General features: G+C 36.7%; 20 protein-coding genes. 11 read left to right on the plus strand and 9 right to left on the minus strand.

Going from position 1 to position 19,597, the window contains the following annotated elements; all coding sequences use genetic code 11:
* Nucleotides 1-7: 7 nt before the first annotated feature.
* From V5290_RS06965 to V5290_RS06975, 3 genes are all read right to left on the minus strand, one after another.
* Entirely contained in the window at nucleotides 8-1,042 is a 1,035-nt protein-coding gene (locus V5290_RS06965; RefSeq protein WP_333383250.1) for a glycosyl hydrolase family 8, read from the minus strand.
* Nucleotides 1,043-1,142: 100 nt separating this feature from the next.
* The gene (locus tag V5290_RS06970; RefSeq protein WP_333383253.1) at nucleotides 1,143-2,021 is read right to left on the minus strand and encodes a CPBP family intramembrane glutamic endopeptidase; all 879 of its coding nucleotides are present in this window, start codon (nucleotides 2,019-2,021) and stop codon (nucleotides 1,143-1,145) included.
* 117 nt (nucleotides 2,022-2,138) lie between these two features.
* Complete coding sequence (locus V5290_RS06975) at nucleotides 2,139-3,317, minus strand: cystathionine beta-lyase (protein ID WP_333383256.1); 1,179 nt, start codon at nucleotides 3,315-3,317, stop codon at nucleotides 2,139-2,141.
* Between the two features lie 189 nt (nucleotides 3,318-3,506).
* On the opposite strand from V5290_RS06975, the gene V5290_RS06980 reads away from it, so the two are divergent.
* A complete protein-coding gene (locus V5290_RS06980; RefSeq protein WP_333383259.1) occupies nucleotides 3,507-4,001 on the plus strand; it encodes a YcxB family protein in 495 nt (164 codons plus the stop codon).
* Nucleotides 4,002-4,108: 107 nt separating this feature from the next.
* Here V5290_RS06980 and V5290_RS06985 read toward each other — a convergent pair whose 3' ends face one another.
* Both V5290_RS06985 and truC read right to left on the minus strand, forming a co-directional pair.
* The gene (locus tag V5290_RS06985; protein WP_333383262.1) at nucleotides 4,109-4,840 is read right to left on the minus strand and encodes a hypothetical protein; all 732 of its coding nucleotides are present in this window, start codon (nucleotides 4,838-4,840) and stop codon (nucleotides 4,109-4,111) included.
* Between the two features lies 1 nt (nucleotide 4,841).
* On the minus strand, nucleotides 4,842-5,615 hold the full coding sequence (gene truC / locus V5290_RS06990; protein WP_333383877.1) for a tRNA pseudouridine(65) synthase TruC: 774 nt from the start codon (nucleotides 5,613-5,615) through the stop codon (nucleotides 4,842-4,844).
* A gap of 289 nt (nucleotides 5,616-5,904) precedes the next feature.
* Between truC and V5290_RS06995 the strand changes: the two genes are divergently transcribed.
* The 10 genes from V5290_RS06995 (at nucleotide 5,905) to V5290_RS07040 (ending at nucleotide 15,756) form a co-directional block, all read left to right on the plus strand.
* Nucleotides 5,905-7,134, plus strand: coding sequence for a glycoside hydrolase family 88 protein (locus V5290_RS06995; RefSeq protein WP_333383265.1), 1,230 nt, complete (start codon nucleotides 5,905-5,907; stop codon nucleotides 7,132-7,134).
* A gap of 177 nt (nucleotides 7,135-7,311) precedes the next feature.
* A complete protein-coding gene (locus tag V5290_RS07000) occupies nucleotides 7,312-7,965 on the plus strand; it encodes a PEP-CTERM sorting domain-containing protein (RefSeq protein ID WP_333383268.1) in 654 nt (217 codons plus the stop codon).
* A 533-nt stretch (nucleotides 7,966-8,498) separates the two neighbouring features.
* Complete coding sequence (locus tag V5290_RS07005; protein ID WP_333383271.1) at nucleotides 8,499-9,380, plus strand: NAD(P)-dependent oxidoreductase; 882 nt, start codon at nucleotides 8,499-8,501, stop codon at nucleotides 9,378-9,380.
* A gap of 435 nt (nucleotides 9,381-9,815) precedes the next feature.
* Nucleotides 9,816-11,969, plus strand: coding sequence for a catalase/peroxidase HPI (gene katG / locus V5290_RS07010; RefSeq protein WP_333383274.1), 2,154 nt, complete (start codon nucleotides 9,816-9,818; stop codon nucleotides 11,967-11,969).
* A gap of 329 nt (nucleotides 11,970-12,298) precedes the next feature.
* The gene (locus V5290_RS07015) at nucleotides 12,299-12,616 is read left to right on the plus strand and encodes a DUF6693 family protein (RefSeq protein WP_333383277.1); all 318 of its coding nucleotides are present in this window, start codon (nucleotides 12,299-12,301) and stop codon (nucleotides 12,614-12,616) included.
* A 107-nt stretch (nucleotides 12,617-12,723) separates the two neighbouring features.
* The gene (locus tag V5290_RS07020; protein WP_333383280.1) at nucleotides 12,724-13,770 is read left to right on the plus strand and encodes a DUF3549 family protein; all 1,047 of its coding nucleotides are present in this window, start codon (nucleotides 12,724-12,726) and stop codon (nucleotides 13,768-13,770) included.
* Between the two features lie 10 nt (nucleotides 13,771-13,780).
* Nucleotides 13,781-14,101, plus strand: a complete 321-nt coding sequence (locus V5290_RS07025) for a DUF3301 domain-containing protein (protein WP_333383282.1) — start codon at nucleotides 13,781-13,783, stop codon at nucleotides 14,099-14,101.
* A gap of 9 nt (nucleotides 14,102-14,110) precedes the next feature.
* On the plus strand, nucleotides 14,111-14,449 hold the full coding sequence (locus tag V5290_RS07030) for a hypothetical protein (RefSeq protein ID WP_333383285.1): 339 nt from the start codon (nucleotides 14,111-14,113) through the stop codon (nucleotides 14,447-14,449).
* A gap of 2 nt (nucleotides 14,450-14,451) precedes the next feature.
* Nucleotides 14,452-15,228: a Zn-ribbon-containing protein gene (locus V5290_RS07035; protein ID WP_333383288.1), complete on the plus strand. Its 777-nt coding sequence runs from the start codon at nucleotides 14,452-14,454 to the stop codon at nucleotides 15,226-15,228.
* Nucleotides 15,229-15,264: 36 nt separating this feature from the next.
* Nucleotides 15,265-15,756 (plus strand): CreA family protein, encoded by a 492-nt coding sequence (locus V5290_RS07040; RefSeq protein ID WP_333383879.1) that lies wholly within the window; start codon nucleotides 15,265-15,267, stop codon nucleotides 15,754-15,756.
* A gap of 66 nt (nucleotides 15,757-15,822) precedes the next feature.
* On the opposite strand, the gene hemH is transcribed toward V5290_RS07040, so the two are convergent.
* From hemH to V5290_RS07060, 4 genes are all read right to left on the minus strand, one after another.
* Nucleotides 15,823-16,842 (minus strand): ferrochelatase, encoded by a 1,020-nt coding sequence (gene hemH / locus V5290_RS07045; protein WP_333383291.1) that lies wholly within the window; start codon nucleotides 16,840-16,842, stop codon nucleotides 15,823-15,825.
* A 185-nt stretch (nucleotides 16,843-17,027) separates the two neighbouring features.
* A complete protein-coding gene (gene ubiG, locus V5290_RS07050; RefSeq protein WP_333383293.1) occupies nucleotides 17,028-17,804 on the minus strand; it encodes a bifunctional 2-polyprenyl-6-hydroxyphenol methylase/3-demethylubiquinol 3-O-methyltransferase UbiG in 777 nt (258 codons plus the stop codon).
* Nucleotides 17,805-17,825: 21 nt separating this feature from the next.
* Nucleotides 17,826-18,083, minus strand: coding sequence for a DUF3081 family protein (locus V5290_RS07055; RefSeq protein ID WP_333383297.1), 258 nt, complete (start codon nucleotides 18,081-18,083; stop codon nucleotides 17,826-17,828).
* A gap of 146 nt (nucleotides 18,084-18,229) precedes the next feature.
* Nucleotides 18,230-19,564, minus strand: coding sequence for a DEAD/DEAH box helicase (locus V5290_RS07060; RefSeq protein ID WP_333383299.1), 1,335 nt, complete (start codon nucleotides 19,562-19,564; stop codon nucleotides 18,230-18,232).
* Between the last annotated feature and the right edge of the window lie 33 nt (nucleotides 19,565-19,597).

Below are 19,597 nucleotides of genomic sequence, written 5' to 3' on the forward strand. Positions count from 1 at the left end.
CTCTCTTTTACTGCTTTAGCATGGCTAATTGCGATAATAAAATGAAGGTCGCTGAATAGTAATCTGTTTCTGCACTTATCTCAGGGAAAGTAACATCAGAGTCCCCATTCAGATTAGCTTCAGTTGCCTTTTGAATCGCTTGCATACCAGTATTAGCCGTTAATGTTGAAACCTGATCAGTTAATAAATCCACTGATGCGGGTACACTCTCTTGAGCCCAAAACGCTATATATGGTGCGGTTAAATCTGTTTGATAATTTTTGGCTAACATCAAGTAAAGAGGTAGTCTGTTAGCATTTTCACCATATGTTGAAGACAGTGCTCCTTCGAGAGTAACTTTATCTTCAGACAGCATCATCCAATCTGCTGGCAAGTCCCATTTTCCAAAACGGGCCCACTTCATAAGAGAAACGCCTGATTGATAGACTTCTGACCAGATAGGATCTCCAGTAATATCAGCAAATAAGTTGAAAGCAGGAAATACCCAGTAGGATAAATTGATTTGCAGAGGCTTATCGCCACTTTGAATACTTTTTTCAGTTGGTAATACCAGTTGATAGCCATACTTTTTATCAATTAATTTAGCTTTAATAGCATCTAGGACTCTGAACCCTTCTACTAAATAAATTTGGCGATCCCATTTGTTTTCAGCCGCAAATAATGCCCACGCAATGATAATATCGCCATTACTTGCATTAGGTTGAGATGAGATACAAGCTTTATCACAAGTTTTCTCTGAGAAATCGACTTGCCCACGGAATAGGTAATCTTTACGTTGCATGTGCTGTTGAGTCCACGCCCAGATTTTCTCAAATTGCTTTCTATCATTTGAGAAAACAGCAAATAACAGTGCAAAACCTTGCCCTTCAATACTTGATAGGTTGTTGTTCTCGCGATCAATAACTTGTCCATCAGTAATAAATTGTTCTTTATAAGCAATCCAATTTTTTTGATAGGGAGTTCGCTCAAAAGAAAGAAATTGTGGTAAAAGTGATATTACAATGAAAAACAATAGTATTAAGGCGAATATAATTTTCTTCATTTTCCCAGTATTCCTTAACTTTTTAAGATGGTCGTATTGATAAATAGGCCGCTATAATAAAGGTGAACAGTATAAAGATCACCAATAATTAACCCCAAGTCTATTTAAGCATTGGATAAGTAAATAAAAAGAAATGACAAAGGTTTACTAACCAATGGCACACAATAGCCCACTCTAAGCGCTGAGTTTTATAGAAGATATAGCCATAACCAAAACCGGCCACTAACGACACGAGTACATAATTAAGCCCACCTATAAAATGTGCTGCAGCAAAAATACACGCAATAATCATAGGCGCTAAAACAGCAACTCGAGTTTTACTTAGTTGTCGTGAAAGCCTAGTTTGTAAAATACCTCTAAATAAAGCTTCTTCCGCCACACAGGTAAATAACAAATTAATGACGATAAACTCGAACCAAAAGTTTGGAATCTTGGGGTTAAAATCCACCAGCCCTAAAAGCAAAGCAAGAATCAGTGTTGCGATAATAGTACTAATGGTAATAAAGAAAGGTTGTTTTAAACTCAGCCAATTAATACTTCGCGTATTTGTGTGGTTCGAGCTAGCACTACTATTATTGAGTTTCTTAAAAAAGTAAGCGCTCAGTAAAAGGCCTGCAATACCTTTATCAACATTAGCATATAAGGAGTAGGTTATCGCATCTTTACTAATTTGCTCATTAATAATAATGGGCAAGTTATTAAAACCAGGTAAGTAATGTAATGCCAGTGCTATTCCAGTAATAATAAATGCAACATCAAAGATTCTGGAAAAAACATGATGTTTTATGTTAATTGCCACATAGTACAAAGCAACATAAAGCATAATACTAGCAAGACCCATATTGTTTATATGCTGTTCGCTATAACCAATAATAACGCAAATTAATAATAAAAAATGCCAAAGAGATTGTTTAAGTAGGGTTATTTTACAGTAGGGGAAAACAGCTAAAATCGCTAAGGCTAAAATATAGAAAGTCATTATCAATGGCTCAGTTTTTTCAATGTAAATAGATAGCTGAGAATAACAGTAAACGGCTAAAAACAAAAAAGGAGCCTATTGGCTCCTTCGCTTTTCTATCTACTGTATAAACTTAACTTATTTAGCAAGAACTGCATTAAAGCGTTCAAAGCCAGCTTCTAAATCTGCAATCAAGTCATCTGGACTTTCTAAACCAATATGCACTCGTATTAATGGCATACTGCTATCCCATTCCGTCACAGTTCTGATTTTATCGATTCCCGAAACACTTAAAATTAAGCTTTCAAAACCACCCCATGAAAAGCCCATTTTGAAATGATGCATATTTTCAACTAAGGCTGTTAAAGCTTTACTACTTCCCTCTTTTAGCACAAATGAGAATAACCCGTTTGCAGCGCTAAAATCACGTTTGAAGAACTCATGCCCAGGGCATGATTCGAATGCAGGATGACGAATATGGTCCACTTCAGGTCGAGTTGCTAACCAGTTTGCTACTTGCAATGCATTCTTTTCATGCTGAGCCATACGCACACCTAAAGTACGTAAGCCTCGGCTTGCTAGATACACATCATCGGGTGAGGTACATTGCCCCATCAAATAACTATTTTCTCGTAATTGTTCCCAATGAGTCTCGTTTGAAGTTGCAGTTCCCATCATCACATCAGAATGACCGACGATATATTTAGTAGCGGCTTGAATCGAGATATCAACCCCCATTTCAAAAGGTCGAGAGTTAATTGGCGATGCCCACGTGTTATCTAACATCACCACTAAACCATGCTCATGTGCAATCTTACTTAATGTCGGAACATCTTGAATTTCCATAGTAATTGAACCTGGAGACTCTAAAAATAATACTTTAGTGTTGTCTTGGATTAAGTCTTTAATGCCTGCCCCAATCATTGGATCATAATAGGTGGTTTCAATACCAAAACCAGCTAATAAACTATCACATAACGCACGTGTTGGTTCATAAGCACTGTCTACCATTAACAGATGATCACCCGCTTTTAAAAACGACATTAATGAATTACTAATTGCAGCAGAGCCCGATGGATAAAGTGCTGTTCCTACTCCGCCTTCTAACTCAGCAATCGCAGCTTGAAAAGCAAAGTGTGTTGGTCCACCACGTCGACCATAAAACATCTCTCCATTCGCTTTATTTTTTGAAGCAAAACGCATCTCCTCCATGGTTTCAAATACCATGGTTGAAGCTCGTACCACAGGCGGGTTGATTACCCCTTTAGTCCATTTTTTATCGCGACCTAGTGTTACTATCTGTGTCTCTTTTTTCATTTCACTCATCCATCCCATCATTAATAAAGCACTGAAGAATCTATTCAGAATATAGAATTAACATACTACCACTTCAAAAATAGATAAACAGCGAGAATATTGTCATAAGATAGTCTCGATTAAGTGGCTTAGTAGTAGTAGAAGTAGGTATAATTATGATTTATATCTTTCAGTTTAAATAGGTTCGCAATGCAGCTAGAAACACACTTCCACCTTAATCGTGAACACTATGCGGAATGCTTTGATCAATCAATGTCTTTAAAGCCGCCACAGAAACCACGTTGGGGATTTATTGCAGGTGCAATTATTACCGGGCTATTTTTTCTTTTTTTAACCGAAGTTCAAGGATTATTAGCCTGGTTTTTCTTTGCCATAGCAATACTTGAATATTTTAGTTTTAAATATCGCCGCGCGTGGTGGTTAACACGGCAAATGATCAGTAAGAACGCAGGGAACAAAGTCACCCTTATTTTCGATGAAAATGGAATTGAAAATAAAAGTGTATATATCAATAGTCAGCTGGCTTGGGAATCAATTAAAAGTTACCAAGAAACTGAAGCGGGATTTATGTTGAACTTACAACAAGGTGGGCAACAATACCTCAGTAAAAGTTGTTTGAACAAAGAGATACAAGATTATTTGTTAACACATCTTAAAGATAAGAAAGCGACACAAAAGAATTAATTTTTCTTTAATACTTTTACAATATTAAGTAAAAAAGAACCTATATTCAAAAGGCACACTCGCCACTAATAGGTTCTTTTTACTATTTGATATAATTGCTATTAAAACTAATCGGCTATTTTCCTAAACGCAGCACTTTCATCATTACTCGGGTCTAGCGCAACCAATTGAAGATTAAGAGTATTCTCATGTGTAGGTAACTCGGCTGCAGCCTGGTTTTCACTATGTGTTTTAAAGTTCACCTTAATAAAACCTTCCTGCACAAAGACGTTATCCTTCACAACACTTTTTTCTTCAATAATAATTGCAGTATCACGCACTCGATTACCTAATAACTCAGAACCAATATGACGAGTTTGTTCGGTTTTAAAATCATAGGAAAATAAACCGACATAAGTAAATACGCCACTCCCCATCCTATTAATAATAAATGGCGCAGCAAAGTAGGTAATATCTGTTCTGTTATCATTTAGTACAGCCAATTTAGACATATTTAAATAAGCCGTCCCTCTATCATAAATTGGGCCAGTATCTGCCTGAGCAGGCGCGACTAACACATCAAACTGACCAAATAAGAAATCATTACCTTCAATTTTTTCTAATCCATCTAATAATACTGGACGCTCATTTTCAGGATAAATAATTGAAGTAGGGTGCGCATTCGATAAAGATTCAAAAATAACCTCTTGGGTAGTTTTCTCACAATTTATCTTAGTTTCGCTAGCCAAAATTTGGTCTGAAGTACAACTATTTTGACTACTATCTCTACCTTGAAAATAATAGACTGCGCCCATCATAATCAAAATGACGAGTAACACTTTGTTGAGGGTTTTATTCATATTATTTCTCTACTGATAAGTTAATATCCGTTAAAACTCGTGCAAACTCATCGGTTAAAGGCGCGTGTATTTCAATTTTTTGCTCGGTATGTGGATGAGTAACACTCAAATAAGCGGCATGTAATAGTAAACGATGAATGTCAAAGTTATCTCGAAACATTGTATTATGCTTACCGTCACCATGTGAAGTATCACCAACAATAGGATGACGAAGATGTTTCATGTGGCGACGTAATTGATGTTTACGCCCAGTTTTAGGTTGTAGCTCTACTAAAGAGTAACGAGAAGATGCGTAAGGACCAACGGCAATAGGCACTTCTGTTTGTGATATACAGCGATACTCTGTTACTGCATCTTGAGCTGGCTTTGTCATATCTGCTTTTTTATCAGCGATTTTGTCATATTGATATTTTAAAGGGTAATCTAAAAGCCCTTCGCCAATATGCCCTCTTACCACAGCTAAATAAGACTTCTCTGTTGTATGGTCAACAAACTGCTGCATCAAATGACGAGCACTATCTTTATCTAACACAAACAATAACACACCAGATGTCGGCCTATCTAAACGATGTACCGGGTAAACATGTTGTCCGATTTGGTCTCGTAATTTTTGCACTGCAAACTCAGTGGCATGAGTATCTAACCAACTACGATGAACTAATAATCCAGAAGGCTTATTAATTGCTACCAAATATTCATCTTGGTACAAAATATCTAGTTCTGGGCTGCTACTTTCTACTACTATATCCTGTTGCTCTGCAACGGTCGCTAGCATTGACTCGAGATTATCAAGTTCGTTATCAACTGATAGACTTAGCTCGGTAGGTTGTTGTTTTAGTGACTTCATAACTCTCGCTTACTACTCAGCCATCATTAAACGCGCATGCGCTAATAGAACTGAAGACGTTTATTCTATAAACATTGAAAATAGGAATGAATATAACAATAAACACTAAAAATTTCATGTCAGTATTGGTTAAACCATATATTCCGAATAGACTGATTTCTTGTACTGTGTAATCCAGAAAATATATAAACTAGGCAATTTTGTAAAAGGACAAACAATGCGCAAAGTAATACATATATCGAAGCCCTTCACTCTGAGTTTGGCCCTGATAATAGGGATGTTGAGTATATTAAATATCAATGCTGCCGAAAACGATTTTAAAAAACGCATTAATATTGCCATTGAAGACTCTCTTGCACATTTAGAGAGTAGTGTTGAGCTAATTCAAGATCCCAAACAGTTTCCAACTTACGCTAACAAAGATCTTACTTGGCAACTTCATGCTGCGCACAAGTGGACTGCAGGTTTTTATCCTGGCTCTTTGTGGCAAGGTTATCAATTAAGCGGTGATCCACGCTTCGAACGGTGGGCAAAAAAATGGACGGAATCCTTAGCAGATCAAATAAATGATGAAGGTAGTCATGATTTAGGTTTTAAATTTATGACGACCTATGGCAATGCAATTACACTTAGTAACGATATTGATGTTAAAGCTTACAAACAAGTCATGCTTTCAGCAGCAGAAACATTAGCGAAACGTTATCAAGAAAACATACAGTTGATTAGCTCAGACTGGGACGATAAATATTATGAAGACTCAGTTCCGGTAGTCATTGATATCATGATGAATTTAGAACTATTGCTATGGGCTGCGGAAAATGGTGGTAAAAAGCAGTGGGCAGAGATAGCAAAACATCATGCTTTGAAAACATATCAAGACTTTATACGTGAAGATGGTAGTAGCTACCACATTGTTCGCTATAACAAAACAACTGGGAAAATCATTAATAAAGGAACGTTACAAGGTGATGGTGATGAAACCACTTGGTCTAGAGGGCATGCCTGGATGGTTTATGGGATGGTTGTGATGTACCGCTATACGAAGCAGCCTATTTATCTTGAGTATGCTAAAACTTTGGCGGACTACTTCATTAAACGACTACCAAAAGACGGCATTGCGATGTGGGATTTAGACAGCAAGATTCTACAAAGAGACACTTCTGCTTCAGCCATATTTGTTTCAGCATTAATTGAAATGACTAGGTATATTGATAACCAAAAACAACAAGAACATTACGTAAAACAATACACATTAATATTAAACTCCCTAATATCTGCACCCTACTTTATCGAAGATACTAGCAAAGCCCCTATTATTAATAAATCAGTACATTATTATACTAAACCCAGCGCCATTGATGTTCCCGCTATTTTTACTGATTATTACTTTCTAGAATCGTTAAATCGGTATCAACAAACAAAACACAAAATTAAAGTCAAATTTTAAGCCTAAAAATAAACTCAATGTCAGTTTTTTTTACAAAATAATGAAAAACATATTTCGTAATTATAAAAAAACATTTAATAACAATCAGATAGCGAAATGGAACGCTTTATGCTTAGCATATAATGTAAAGCATTATTAATTTATATCTGTTTAATGACTTAAGTGTCGGAGTTACAAATGAAAAAAATCATAGGTATGTTATTTTTACTAATACTAAGTACCACAGCAAACGCAGTAATCTTATACGATTCAGGGGATCCTATAGACACAAGTGGACGCTGTGTAGCGGAAGGTTGTTTGGGTTCAACAGAGTGGTCGATTATTTCTGAGTTTACGGCAGATCAGCACTGGGACATTACTGGCTTTCAGTTCTTTGCTACAGATAATAATGAAATCAATGGTAACGGCGGCGATGGCATAGGCTTGGGCATTGAAAGTTATCAATCAACAAGTTGGCAAATCATTTCTTCTGATGACCCATTTGGTCCGGCTTTATTCAGTGGTCAAACAACTGCAACAACTAATACTTATAATCTAAATAATATTGATGTTACTGACTTTTTATTGTCAAACTTAACTCTTTCATTAGATAAAGGGACTTACTTTTTAGCACAACATCATGACTTTTCAGATGAGTCTGAGTTTCTAGTATTAGAGTCTGGGTATCGCTCAGACTACTATCAAACAGATAACCTAACTGGTGAATACAAAATTAACGGTACCGTTGCTGTAAAGATAATCGGCACTGTTCCTGAACCAGCTTTATTCGGGTTGTTTGGTTTGGCACTAGTTGGTTTGGGATTTTCACGTAAAAAGAAAGTACGTAGCTAATATCCATCCAACAAATTTATTCTATTAGCCTCTGATCCCAGGGGCTTTTTTATGCTGACAAACAAATACTCAAAAAATCATTAGTATGATTATTTAAGCTATTGGTCAAACATTAACTGATATATGCAGCACTAAAAATAAATAATTATTAACTTATTGTTATTAGTATTTTTAATACTTTAAAAGCTTGATTGTTTTTTTAAATGCCACTAACTGATGACAATCCTCCCAAAACTCTTCTTCTTGTTTTTTATAAGAACTCTTTCTTTTAGATAAAACCTTCCCACAAAAAACATAAGCCACTGATAAATAAAACTTAACTAAGCAAGCAATTAAACCCACGCTAAACAGTAATTGGTTTACTAATACTTTATGTAGATCACAAAACTAATAGATAACGATCAATATAGACACCTAAATAACAGTAATCGTGACATCAAAAGGATTTCCTTATATCAAAGATTGATTAAATATTGCGAGCCAGTTATCCTTGCTTAAACGTAAACATATAATAAGACATTTAGGAGTTAAATATGACTAAGCCAGTAATTGGTTTCATCGGCCTTGGCCTTATGGGCGGCAACATGGTTGAAAACTTACAAACTCGTGGTTTTCAAGTAAACGTAATGGATCTTAATAAAGATGCTGTTGCTAAAGTAATTGCTCGCGGTAATGCAACTGAGGTTGCTTCTGGTAAAGAACTTGCAGAAAAAAGTGATATCGTAATGCTTGCATTAACTACTTCGAAAGTAGTTGAATTAGTTGTTTATGCTGAAGACGGTATCCTAGCTGGTATGTCTGAAGGTAAAACTCTTATCGACTTCGGTACTTCAATTCCTGATTCTACTCGTAAAATCGGTGCAGCTCTTGCTGAAAAAGGCTGTGGCATGATTGATGCTCCATTAGGACGTACCCCTGCACACGCTAAAGATGGTTTGTTAAACATCATGGCTGCAGGTGATATTGAAACATTTAATAAAGTTAAGCCTGTATTAGACGAACAAGGTGAAAATGTATTCCACCTTGGCGCATTGGGCGCAGGCCATACAACTAAATTAATCAATAACTTCATTGGTATGACAACAGTAACTGCAATGTCACAAGCTTTTGCAGTAGCTAAAGCAGCTGGTGTTGATGGACAACAACTATTTGATATCATGTCTGCTGGCCCTTCTAACTCACCATTCATGCAATTTACTAAATTCTACGCAGTAGATGGTGAAGAAAAATTAGGTTTCTCAGTGGCTAATGCAAACAAAGATCTTGGTTACTTTAATCAAATGGTGGCAGACCTAGGTTCTGAGTCTCTAATCGCTCAAGGTACTTCTGCTAACTTACAAGCAGCTGTTGATGCTGGTCTTGGCCAACATGATGTACCTGTTATTTTTGATTACTTTACTAAACTAGAAAAGTAATCAAAAACCAATAAAAGCTCATTAGTTCTAGTCATTTAAGTGGGCTTAAAATAATACTATGACACGCACATTACCTTAAATATTTAAAGTAATGTGCGTGTTTTTTTATTAATACCCATAAAAACTTATACTTTTCATATTTCCTATTGAGTAGATAACGTACTCTTTAATAACAACTTCTAAATGAAATGTTATTTATTGACCTCCCTCACAGCAACCGCTTTATTATTCGCCACATCTTAGCTATATTCTATATCATTAGTAGTACAAAACAAACGCAACACCAATTAAAAATAGAAGTTTAATTGCCCCTAGCTATCAATCTAATTGATACAAACAACTTCACATTTAAAATTGAATAAGCAATAGTAGTACACAACGAAAACAACCTGTGCTGTAAATAAGTTTACCATTTTAATTTAAGAGGATTTACATATGTCTGATAGTAAGTGTCCAGTAATGCATGGTGCCGCGACAACACCAACGGCAAATAAAGTTTGGTGGCCTAAAGCGCTTAACCTAGATATTCTTCACCAATATGATACAAAAACTAACCCATTAGAAGCAGACTTCGACTACCGTGAAGCCGTTAAAACATTAGACGTAGAATCTCTTAAAAAAGATATGATCGACTTAATGACAGATAGCCAACCATGGTGGCCAGCTGACTGGGGTCACTACGGCGGTCTAATGATTCGTATGACATGGCACTCAGCGGGTACTTACCGTATTGCTGATGGTCGTGGTGGCGCGGCATCTGGCAGCCAACGTTTTGCACCTCTTAATTCTTGGCCTGACAATGCTAACCTTGATAAAGCACGTCGTTTACTTTGGCCTATCAAAAAGAAATATGGTAACAAATTAAGCTGGGCTGATTTAATCGCTTATGCTGGCACAATGGCTTATGAATCAATGGGCCTTAAAACCTTTGGTTTTGCCTTCGGTCGTGAAGACATTTGGCACCCAGAAAAAGACATCTACTGGGGTTCTGAAAGAGAATGGTTAGCACCAAGTGGTAGTGAAGGTTCTCGATACTCTGGTGAACGAGATCTAGAAAACCCACTAGCAGCAGTAATGATGGGTCTTATCTATGTTAACCCTGAAGGTGTAGATGGTATTTCTAACCCACAAAAAACAGCTGATGATATCCGCGTTACCTTTGCTCGCATGGCAATGGATGATGAAGAAACAGTAGCTTTAACAGCCGGCGGTCATACTGTAGGTAAAGCACATGGTAATGGCGATGCTTCACAAGTAGAAGCAGATCCAGAAGGCGCAGAATTAGAAGATCAAGGTTTCGGTTGGTTAAACAAAACTAAACGTGGTATTGGCCGTGACACAGTAACAAGTGGTATTGAAGGCGCTTGGACATCTAATCCTACCGAGTGGGATAATGGTTTCTTTGATTTATTACTTAACTACGATTGGGAACTGAAAAAAAGCCCTGCAGGCGCAACACAATGGGAACCAATTGATTTACCAGAAGAGAAAAAACCAGTTGATGTTGAAGATTTAACAACACGTTATAACCCAATGATGACTGATGCCGATATGGCAATGAAAGTTGATCCTGAATACCGTAAAATTTCTGAGAAATTTGCTCAAGATCAAGAGTATTTTTCTGAAGTATTCGCACGTGCATGGTTTAAACTAACTCACCGTGATTTAGGTCCAAAAGTACGTTACATTGGTCCAGATGTACCACAAGAAGAATTAATTTGGCAAGACCCAGTACCAGCTGGTAGTACTGATTACGATGTTGATGCAGTTAAAGCAAAAATCGCAGCATCTGACTTAACAGTAAGCGAGCTAGTTACAACGGCTTGGGATAGTGCAAGAACTTACCGTAATTCAGATAAACGTGGTGGTGCTAACGGTGCGCGTATTCGCCTAGAGCAGCAAAGAAACTGGGAAGGTAATGAGCCTGAACGTTTAGCTAAAGTATTAAGTGTACTTGAAGCAATTGCTACAGAAAGCGGCGCAAGTGTTGCAGATGTTATTGTATTAGCGGGTAATGTTGGTATTGAAAAATCAGCAAAAGAAGCTGGTTTTGATATCTCAGTTCCATTCTCAGCGGGTCGTGGTGACGCAACTCAAGAAATGACTGATGATCACTCGTTTGAGGTCCTTGAACCTTTACATGACGGTTTCCGTAACTGGCAAAAACAGCACTTCACAGTTACACCTGAAGAAATGTTACTTGATAAAGCACAACTACTAAACTTAACAGCACCTGAAATGACAGTACTAATTGGTGGTATGCGTGTAATTGGTACTAACTTCGGTGATACTAAACACGGTGTATTCACTGATAACGAAGGTGCATTAACTAATGACTTCTTTGTTAATCTGACTGATATGAGTAACTCATGGGTACCTACAGGTCGTAACTCTTACGAGATTCAAGACACAGCTACGAAAGCAGTGAAATGGACAGCAACGAGAGCAGACTTAGTATTTGGTTCTAACTCAATCCTTCGTTCATACGCTGAAGTATATGCACAAGACGATAACAAAGAAAAATTTGTTAAAGACTTCGTTGCAGCTTGGGTTAAAGTAATGAATGCAGATCGCTTTGATTTAGTATAATCCCATTATTAGACTGTGATGGTCTAATAAAATAATCTCTAAGCCCTGATTTTTCAGGGCTTTTTTGTATCTATACTTCCTGAGTTAATAATCTAGACATCAAATTATGGTATTCCTACGCGAGATACGTTAGCTTTGACTCACATTTATCTTATACCAATTGCATTAAATAAGTGCTCTAAATTTTGCGCAGGAAAAATGACTTAGTTTAAGGCGTAACTTAAGTTATATAGTTGTTCTATTTACGAAAGTTACAACAAAGAAATAAGTTATTTTAACAAGTAAAATAGATCAGTTACTTAGTGTGATTGGTATTACTGAGGAAAAATATGAAGATTCAAGCAGACGTAGCTACAATCGATATCTTAGGCCATATCATACTGTGGTTTTTATTAATTATGGTGACCTTTGGCATTGCCGCTTTCTTTTACCCTTACTCATTTTCTAAATTTGTAATTAACCGCTCAGAGTTAATTGATGATCAGGGTAAGGCGAGAAAGATGTCATGTAACACTGATCTTTTTGGTAATATTGGCCATGTTATTTTATGGATGATTATCTCTATTTTAACCTTAGGTCTAGGTTATGCTTTCTATTTTTATAAAGTCTGGAATTACTCGCTAAACAACACCACTCTTAGTAATTAATCCTCTGGGTATGGCGATAAATATAAGAGAGTTTGAATCGCAACATAGAGGTCTTGTTGATACCTGTATATAATCGCCATACCATTAATAAATAAAGATAGTTTTTCATGAGCATGAACACACTGACCGATTTTTTAGAACAAGCCCAATGCCAATTTCGCGTGTATGACTTAGGGCGTATTGTGCAAAAAATAGATAACAGCGAATTCCAAAAAGTGGCGAATAATGAACAGGCTTACCCTTACCCTATTCAACAACATGCTTTTCTCGCAATTACCTTTTGGCAAGTTGCAGCACAAAAAGAGCACTTTGTATGGTTTTTAAAAATGCCATTAGACGAACAAGGTTTAATGAAAATTACCGCGCAAACTAGTTTTATACGTATGGTAGTAGAAGCTATGGGAGAAAATTTAACTGCTGATGTCAGTGATAAAACACAAGAGCGTCTAGCAAGTAACCCATTTGTGTTTAAGCCGAGTGCTGAAAAGTTAGCTATCTTTAATGCCAATATGAATAGTGTTTTTGTGCGTCCAGCTTCTTCATTTTATCCTGCAGTACAGGCTTATTTTTCAGGTTCAATAGACAATCAAGATTGGCAAACACTTGGCTTTCAAGGTTTTGCAGATATTGCAGCACGCTTAGATTATGATGACAATCAAAAAAAGATTATTGCAGCTTTACCAACTCTGACAGAACAACCTTTACAAACTTTATGCTTATGTCTTGAGAATCAAACCAATATCAGTACTGAATTAGTAGAGAAAATAACAGAACAAGCAAAACAACGTTTGCATAACGGTCAGACTACTACTGCGATTTTATTATTAAGAGCAATAGCAAATGCAAATGCACAAGGGTTAACGAAACAATTATTAGAGACACAGTTCTCTTCTGAATTGTTACATAATGCAGACTGGTATATCACAATCGCAGGTCGCTGCTGGACTCAATTGCAAGATGAAACATTATTAAATCGTTACTTTGAAGCTTTAGCTACACACCAACAGGCCCTATTTCCGCAGTTATTTGCAGACCTTGTTGCGATTCCATCATTACGTGAAAAAGTATTAAAACAATTACGTTTAACAGCACGTTCACCAGCGTTATCGCAAGCTATTGGTCTGTTATTTTCTGGGTTAAAACCAACTAACTAAAGGTATCGGTATGATTATATGGGATCTGTTATTTATTCTACTGATGGTTTTAGTGGGCACTACTATTTGGAAGTTACGCCAACAATCAGAGTTAGCCAAAAAACTAACCGAAGTACATTGCCATAAGCTCGGCTTACAATTATTGTCTTTTTCTCGATCTCGCTTCAACTTTACATTAGGCAGTGATTTCTTGCAGGCTAGTTTTGTATTTGAATTTAGCAGTGACGGTGACAATAATTATCAAGGCGGCTTAACCTTAAATGGATTGATCAAGCCACGTTTTCAATTACCTGCATATCGTGTCGTTGACGATCAGCAGACTTCTCATTAGAGGCCATTTATGGATCGTATTATCTTAATTGCCCAACAATTAATTAAAGAAGGAAAAACGCCAACTACTAGCTTAATCAAAGCGCGTTTACCTAAAAATACGCCACTACCGACTATTATTCAAGGTCTGAAAATGTGGCAAGACAACCCGACAAAAAAAATTAATACGCCTACCGAGCCAGCACTCACAGGGACTGGTATAAGCCATGAAAGCAGCAGTATTGATGAGTTGATTAATAACCGCATTAAGCAAGCTATTTCCCCACTACAAGAAGAGATCAACACCTTAAAAATGCAGATACAAACATTAGAAAATAAAATAGCGACAACACAGTCGGCGGAAGATTAACCGTGTATATTAAAGAATTAAGCTTTGAATGCTATCAAGATACACAATATGCCGCGGTAGAGCGAGCTATCAACAACTACTTGGATATGTTGCGTTACAATGGACAGATACTTGGCAGAGAGTTCCCCGTGGCTATGCAAGGAGCAATTTTCACAACTCGTTTAGTATGCCCTGAAGAGCATAGTTTACACGCACGCTTTAACAGCCCCCAGGTCACACATGCCTTGCAAGGGTTAACTAACGCAGGCTTATTAGCTCCAAAAGTAAAGACTATTGCGGAAGACCTTAACTCACAACAATGCGCAACTAACTTCACCCCAAGTTGGCAAATCTTATATACCACCTTTTTAGATACTTGCTCGCCACTGCGCTGTGGTGAAACTTTAGCGCCTATTCCTCTTTATCGTACACCAGAAGAGATAAGCAACGGCGACCGAAAAAGTGCAATAAAATGGCAAGAAGAATGGGTTAACTTGGATGAGTTGCAAATGAATGGTTCAGCGGTATCAAGTGCTGCACTAAAAGAGCTAGGGGAAGTTGACAGTAAATTCTTTTACCGTGGCACTAACTTATGCAAACGCATCCAATATATAACTAAAGTCCCTACTTATTATTATTTATATCGAGTCGCTGGTAAATCACTACAAGAAGAGCAGAATAGGCCTTGCCCAAGCTGCGGCGGTGAATGGAAATTAAGTGAGCCACTATTCGATATTTTTGACTTTAAGTGCGACCAATGCCAACTTGTCTCGAACCTTTCGTGGGACTTTAAAAAATAGGATATAACTATGTTAAAGAAAATAAAAATAATTATTATGGTAGTAGTACTACTAATCATTGGCTTCTTTGTACTGAGGGGCTGCTCTCAAGATGAAGTAGGTGACGTAAGCTTAGGTTTATTTACCACGCAAGACATTAAACTCAATATATTAAAAGACCCATTAGTCTCAGGTGTAACTTGCCACATTGCCTCGATTGAAGCTGATTTAAGCTTTTCTGATCCAAGTGATAGTGCTATTGCATGTCGTCAAACGGGTGAAATTACATCAGCAATGATCGCTAATATTGATAAAAGTAAATCAGGGGAAGTGGTGTTTAAAAAATCAAAAAGTATTTTCTTTAAAAATATGAAAATACGCCGTATTTTTGATACTGAAAACCAAACCTTAATGTATGTATCATATTCAACTAAAGAAACATCAGGTAGCTTTAAACATAGCCTTTCAACTGTACCGCTATGGGGAACAGATGCTTACCAAGAAAAGAATGCTGTTACACCAACATCAGAGCCAAAAGACGCGTTATAAAATAAGCTAATAAAAAATGCCCCGTATAAGTATCACTTAACGGGGCATTTTTATCATGTGAATACTTTATAAATTAGGCTTTAATACCTCAAACATCGCTTCAATATGATCATCACGATCATTTAACGCTGCAATATAACGGTACTTTTCACCACCAGCTTCTTCAAATATCTCTCTATTCTCTGATTCTAGCTCTTCTAAGGTCTCCAAACAGTCAGCACTAAAAGCAGGACTAATAATCGCAACATCTTTAATACCTTGTGCAGGCAAACTTTCTAACGTCGCATCAGTGTAAGGTTTTAACCATTCAGCTTTACCAAAACGACTTTGGAAAGTACTAATAACTAAGTCTTTATCTAGATTTAGCTTTTCCACGACCAAACGTGTTGTTTGCAAACATAAACAGTAATATGGGTCGCCATTTTCTAAAAACAATTTAGGCATACCATGATACGAAAAAACAATCTTTTGTGGTGTACCATTCTTTTGTAAATCCTCAGCAACACTATTCGCTAACGAATCTATGTAACTAGTGTTTTTATGGTAGCCATTGATAAAATGTAACTCAGGTACCCAGCGCCATGTTTGTAATACTCTAGACACGGCATCAAAAGTTGAACCTGTCGTAGGACTGGAATATTGAGGGTATAAAGGCAACACCACAATACGTGTAAAACCTTTCTCACGTAACTCTTGTAAACCAGATTCAATAGATGGATTTCCGTAGCGCATACTCATCACTACTTCCGTATTTTGGTAACCTTTTTCTTTTAAAAGCGAACTTAATTTGTCACGCTGTAACTCAGTAATATGAGTTAAAGGAGAGCCCTTTTCTGTCCAGATACTTTTATATAAATTAGCAGACTTTTTGGGTCTTACTCGTAACACGATACCGTGTAAAATTATCATCCAAATAAGTCTCGGTATTTCAACAATGCGTCGATCCGATAAAAATTCTCGCAAATAAGTACGAACCGCTTTAGTAGAAGGCTCATCTGGACTACCTAAATTTGTTAGTAAAATACCTGTTTTTTGATGAAATCGCCCTTCATGAGGGTTATCGGTTATTCCAGAGAATCGTGACACATTAAGCTCCTTTTTTGAGCATTAAAAATAATAGTATAAAGTTATTTACTCCAGTGGCATTAGTGTAGATCAATATTAAATAACTAATATTAAAGACCTTATAAAACTATTTAATTAGTTTTTAACATGCAGTATTAGAGAGTTTGAATAACCTTAAAAATTTAAATAACTAGTTGAAATATAGCTCATTCGACGTTTAAGGAATAATCTTTTTTATCTATTGAGTCCATTGGTTTTACAATGCTCATAACATAATTAACAGATAGATCCTTTGCTGATATAGACCAACTCCATTTTAGTGGATTAAACACAAAACCTCGCTGATCTTGGATATTTAACTGAGCTTGATTAATCATTTTTTGTAACTCAACAGGCTTAATAAACTTACTCCATTGATGAGTACCAATTGGCAACCAACGCATTACTCTTTCAGCGCCAAAAATAGCAACCACGTAGCTTTTTATATTACGATTGATTGTCGAACAAATCATTAACCCGCCAGGCTTGAGCATGCGACCACAGGCATCTAAAAAAGCACTGGGGTTAGCCACATGTTCAATGACTTCCATATTCAATATCACATCAAACAACTCACCTTCTTCCAATAAGTTTTCAGCTAATGTATTACGATAATCGATGTTTAGGCCAGATTGTTGTGCATGTAATCGTGCAACAGGAATATTATTCTGAGCAGCATCTGCTCCCAATACATCAGCTCCAAGAGCAGCCATTGGCTCACTTAATAAGCCTCCACCACAACCAATATCTAATAAACGTAACCCTTTAAATGGCAAGGTTGATTGACTATCTCTTCGGTAGTGCGAGGTTATCTGTTGAGTGATGTGGGCAAGACGCGTTGGGTTTAATTGATGTAATGGTTTAAACTTTCCCTGCGGATCCCACCACTCACTAGCCATTGCTTGGAATTTTTTAACTTCGTCTGGATTCAATGTATTCATCATGATCAACTTATCTGTTAATACTTAATCGTCTAGTAACTTCGCGACTTTATTAAAGAAGATTTTTAGCGTTTCTTCATTGTCATAATCTAAGTCATAAGCACCGTGAAATAATAATGTAACGGTTAAGTCTTTAAAGGCTAACCAACATGTATAACCATCAAAGTCATGTGAAGCGGTGATATCTTGATATTGATATACACCTTCTGACTTAACACCCTTACTAGTAATTAACTCAAATACTTGTAGTAAATGGCGTTTTTTCATTTTATTAATATCCATCATTTCACCTTTCTAATATTGATATCCATTGTGATAAATACTGCTTCGGATATTGTTTATTAATACGTAATGGCAAATAAAAAGATCAAAAAAAGCCCCGGTGATTACTCAGCGAGGCGCTTTAATAAATAACGATAAGTTAATGATTAATCTTCTGAATCATCAATAATGACACGTTTTTTACGGCGCATTGGTGCAGCACCAACATCAATTGATTCATGGAAAACATTTTCTTGTTTTTTGTTACTTACTCTCGCTTTTTTAACTGTTGTTTTTTTCTTATCAGCAACGGTTTTTTTCTCTTTAACAACTTTCTTAACTGCCGGCTTCAAACCTTTAAATTTAGGATTGATGCCTTCCACCTTATCAAAGCTAATTTTTTGAGCAACAAAGCTTTCTACTTTCTTAAAATTATTCCAATCTTTTGGGCCAATAATAGAAATTGCATCGCCCAATTCACCTGCACGGCCTGTACGGCCAATACGATGAATGTACTCTTCAGTATGCTTAGGAATATCAAAGTTTAAAACATGGCTAACATGTACTAAATCCAAACCACGTGAGGCAATATCAGTTGTTACTAATATTTTTTGCTTTCCGCGAGAGAATGAATCCATTATTTTATTACGATTTGCTTGAGAAAGGTCACCATGTAAGGCTGTAGCAGACAATCCTTTTTCAATCAAAATAGCACTTAAACGCTCTGTATCAGCACGTGTTGCGGTAAAGATAATCGCTTGATCAATCTTTTCTTCTTTTAAGAAATGGAATAACAATTTCTCTTTTTGATTAAGGTTATCAGCCAAATAAAAGCGCTGTGTGATCTCACTGTGTTGTTGATTCTCTTCGCCTACCGCAATGCGAATAGGTGATTTTAATAGATGCCCTGCAAACTCATTAACTTCACCGTGACCTAAAGTTGCAGAGAACATTAATGTCTGACGTAAACGATGATTTGCCGCTTCGTTGATAGCAGTGAGTTGCTCAGCAAAACCCAAGTCCAACATTCGATCTGCTTCATCTAAAATTAGCAGCTCTAAACCAGGTAAGTGTAAAAGACCTTTTTTAACATGATCAACAATTCGGCCGGGAGTTCCAACAATAAAGTGCGGGTCTTTATCAATCGCCTTTACTTGATCATTAAAATTTTCGCCACCTAATACCAAAATAGACTTAACACTAGTATTTGAAACCAATAAACGTAATTGAGCATAAACCTGTTTTGCTAACTCACGGGTTGGAGTAAGAATTAATACTCGCGGATCACGACGTGTTAGCGCACGGCTTTTTAGAACACGCTGCATTGCTGGTAATAGATACGCAAGTGTTTTGCCCGAGCCAGTTTTAGAGGATGCTAAAAGATCTTTCCCTGCAATTGCCACCGGAATGGAATCAGCTTGAATTTGTGTTGTTTCTTTAAAACCTAAATGTGAAACAGAAGTGATCAAACGCTGATCAATGGGTAAATCTTTAATTAGCAATGTATGCTCCAAAACAGTCAAAATAATTAGTTA

It is taken from the genome of Psychromonas arctica, from assembly GCF_036697365.1.
Lineage (GTDB): Bacteria > Pseudomonadota > Gammaproteobacteria > Enterobacterales > Psychromonadaceae > Psychromonas > Psychromonas arctica_A.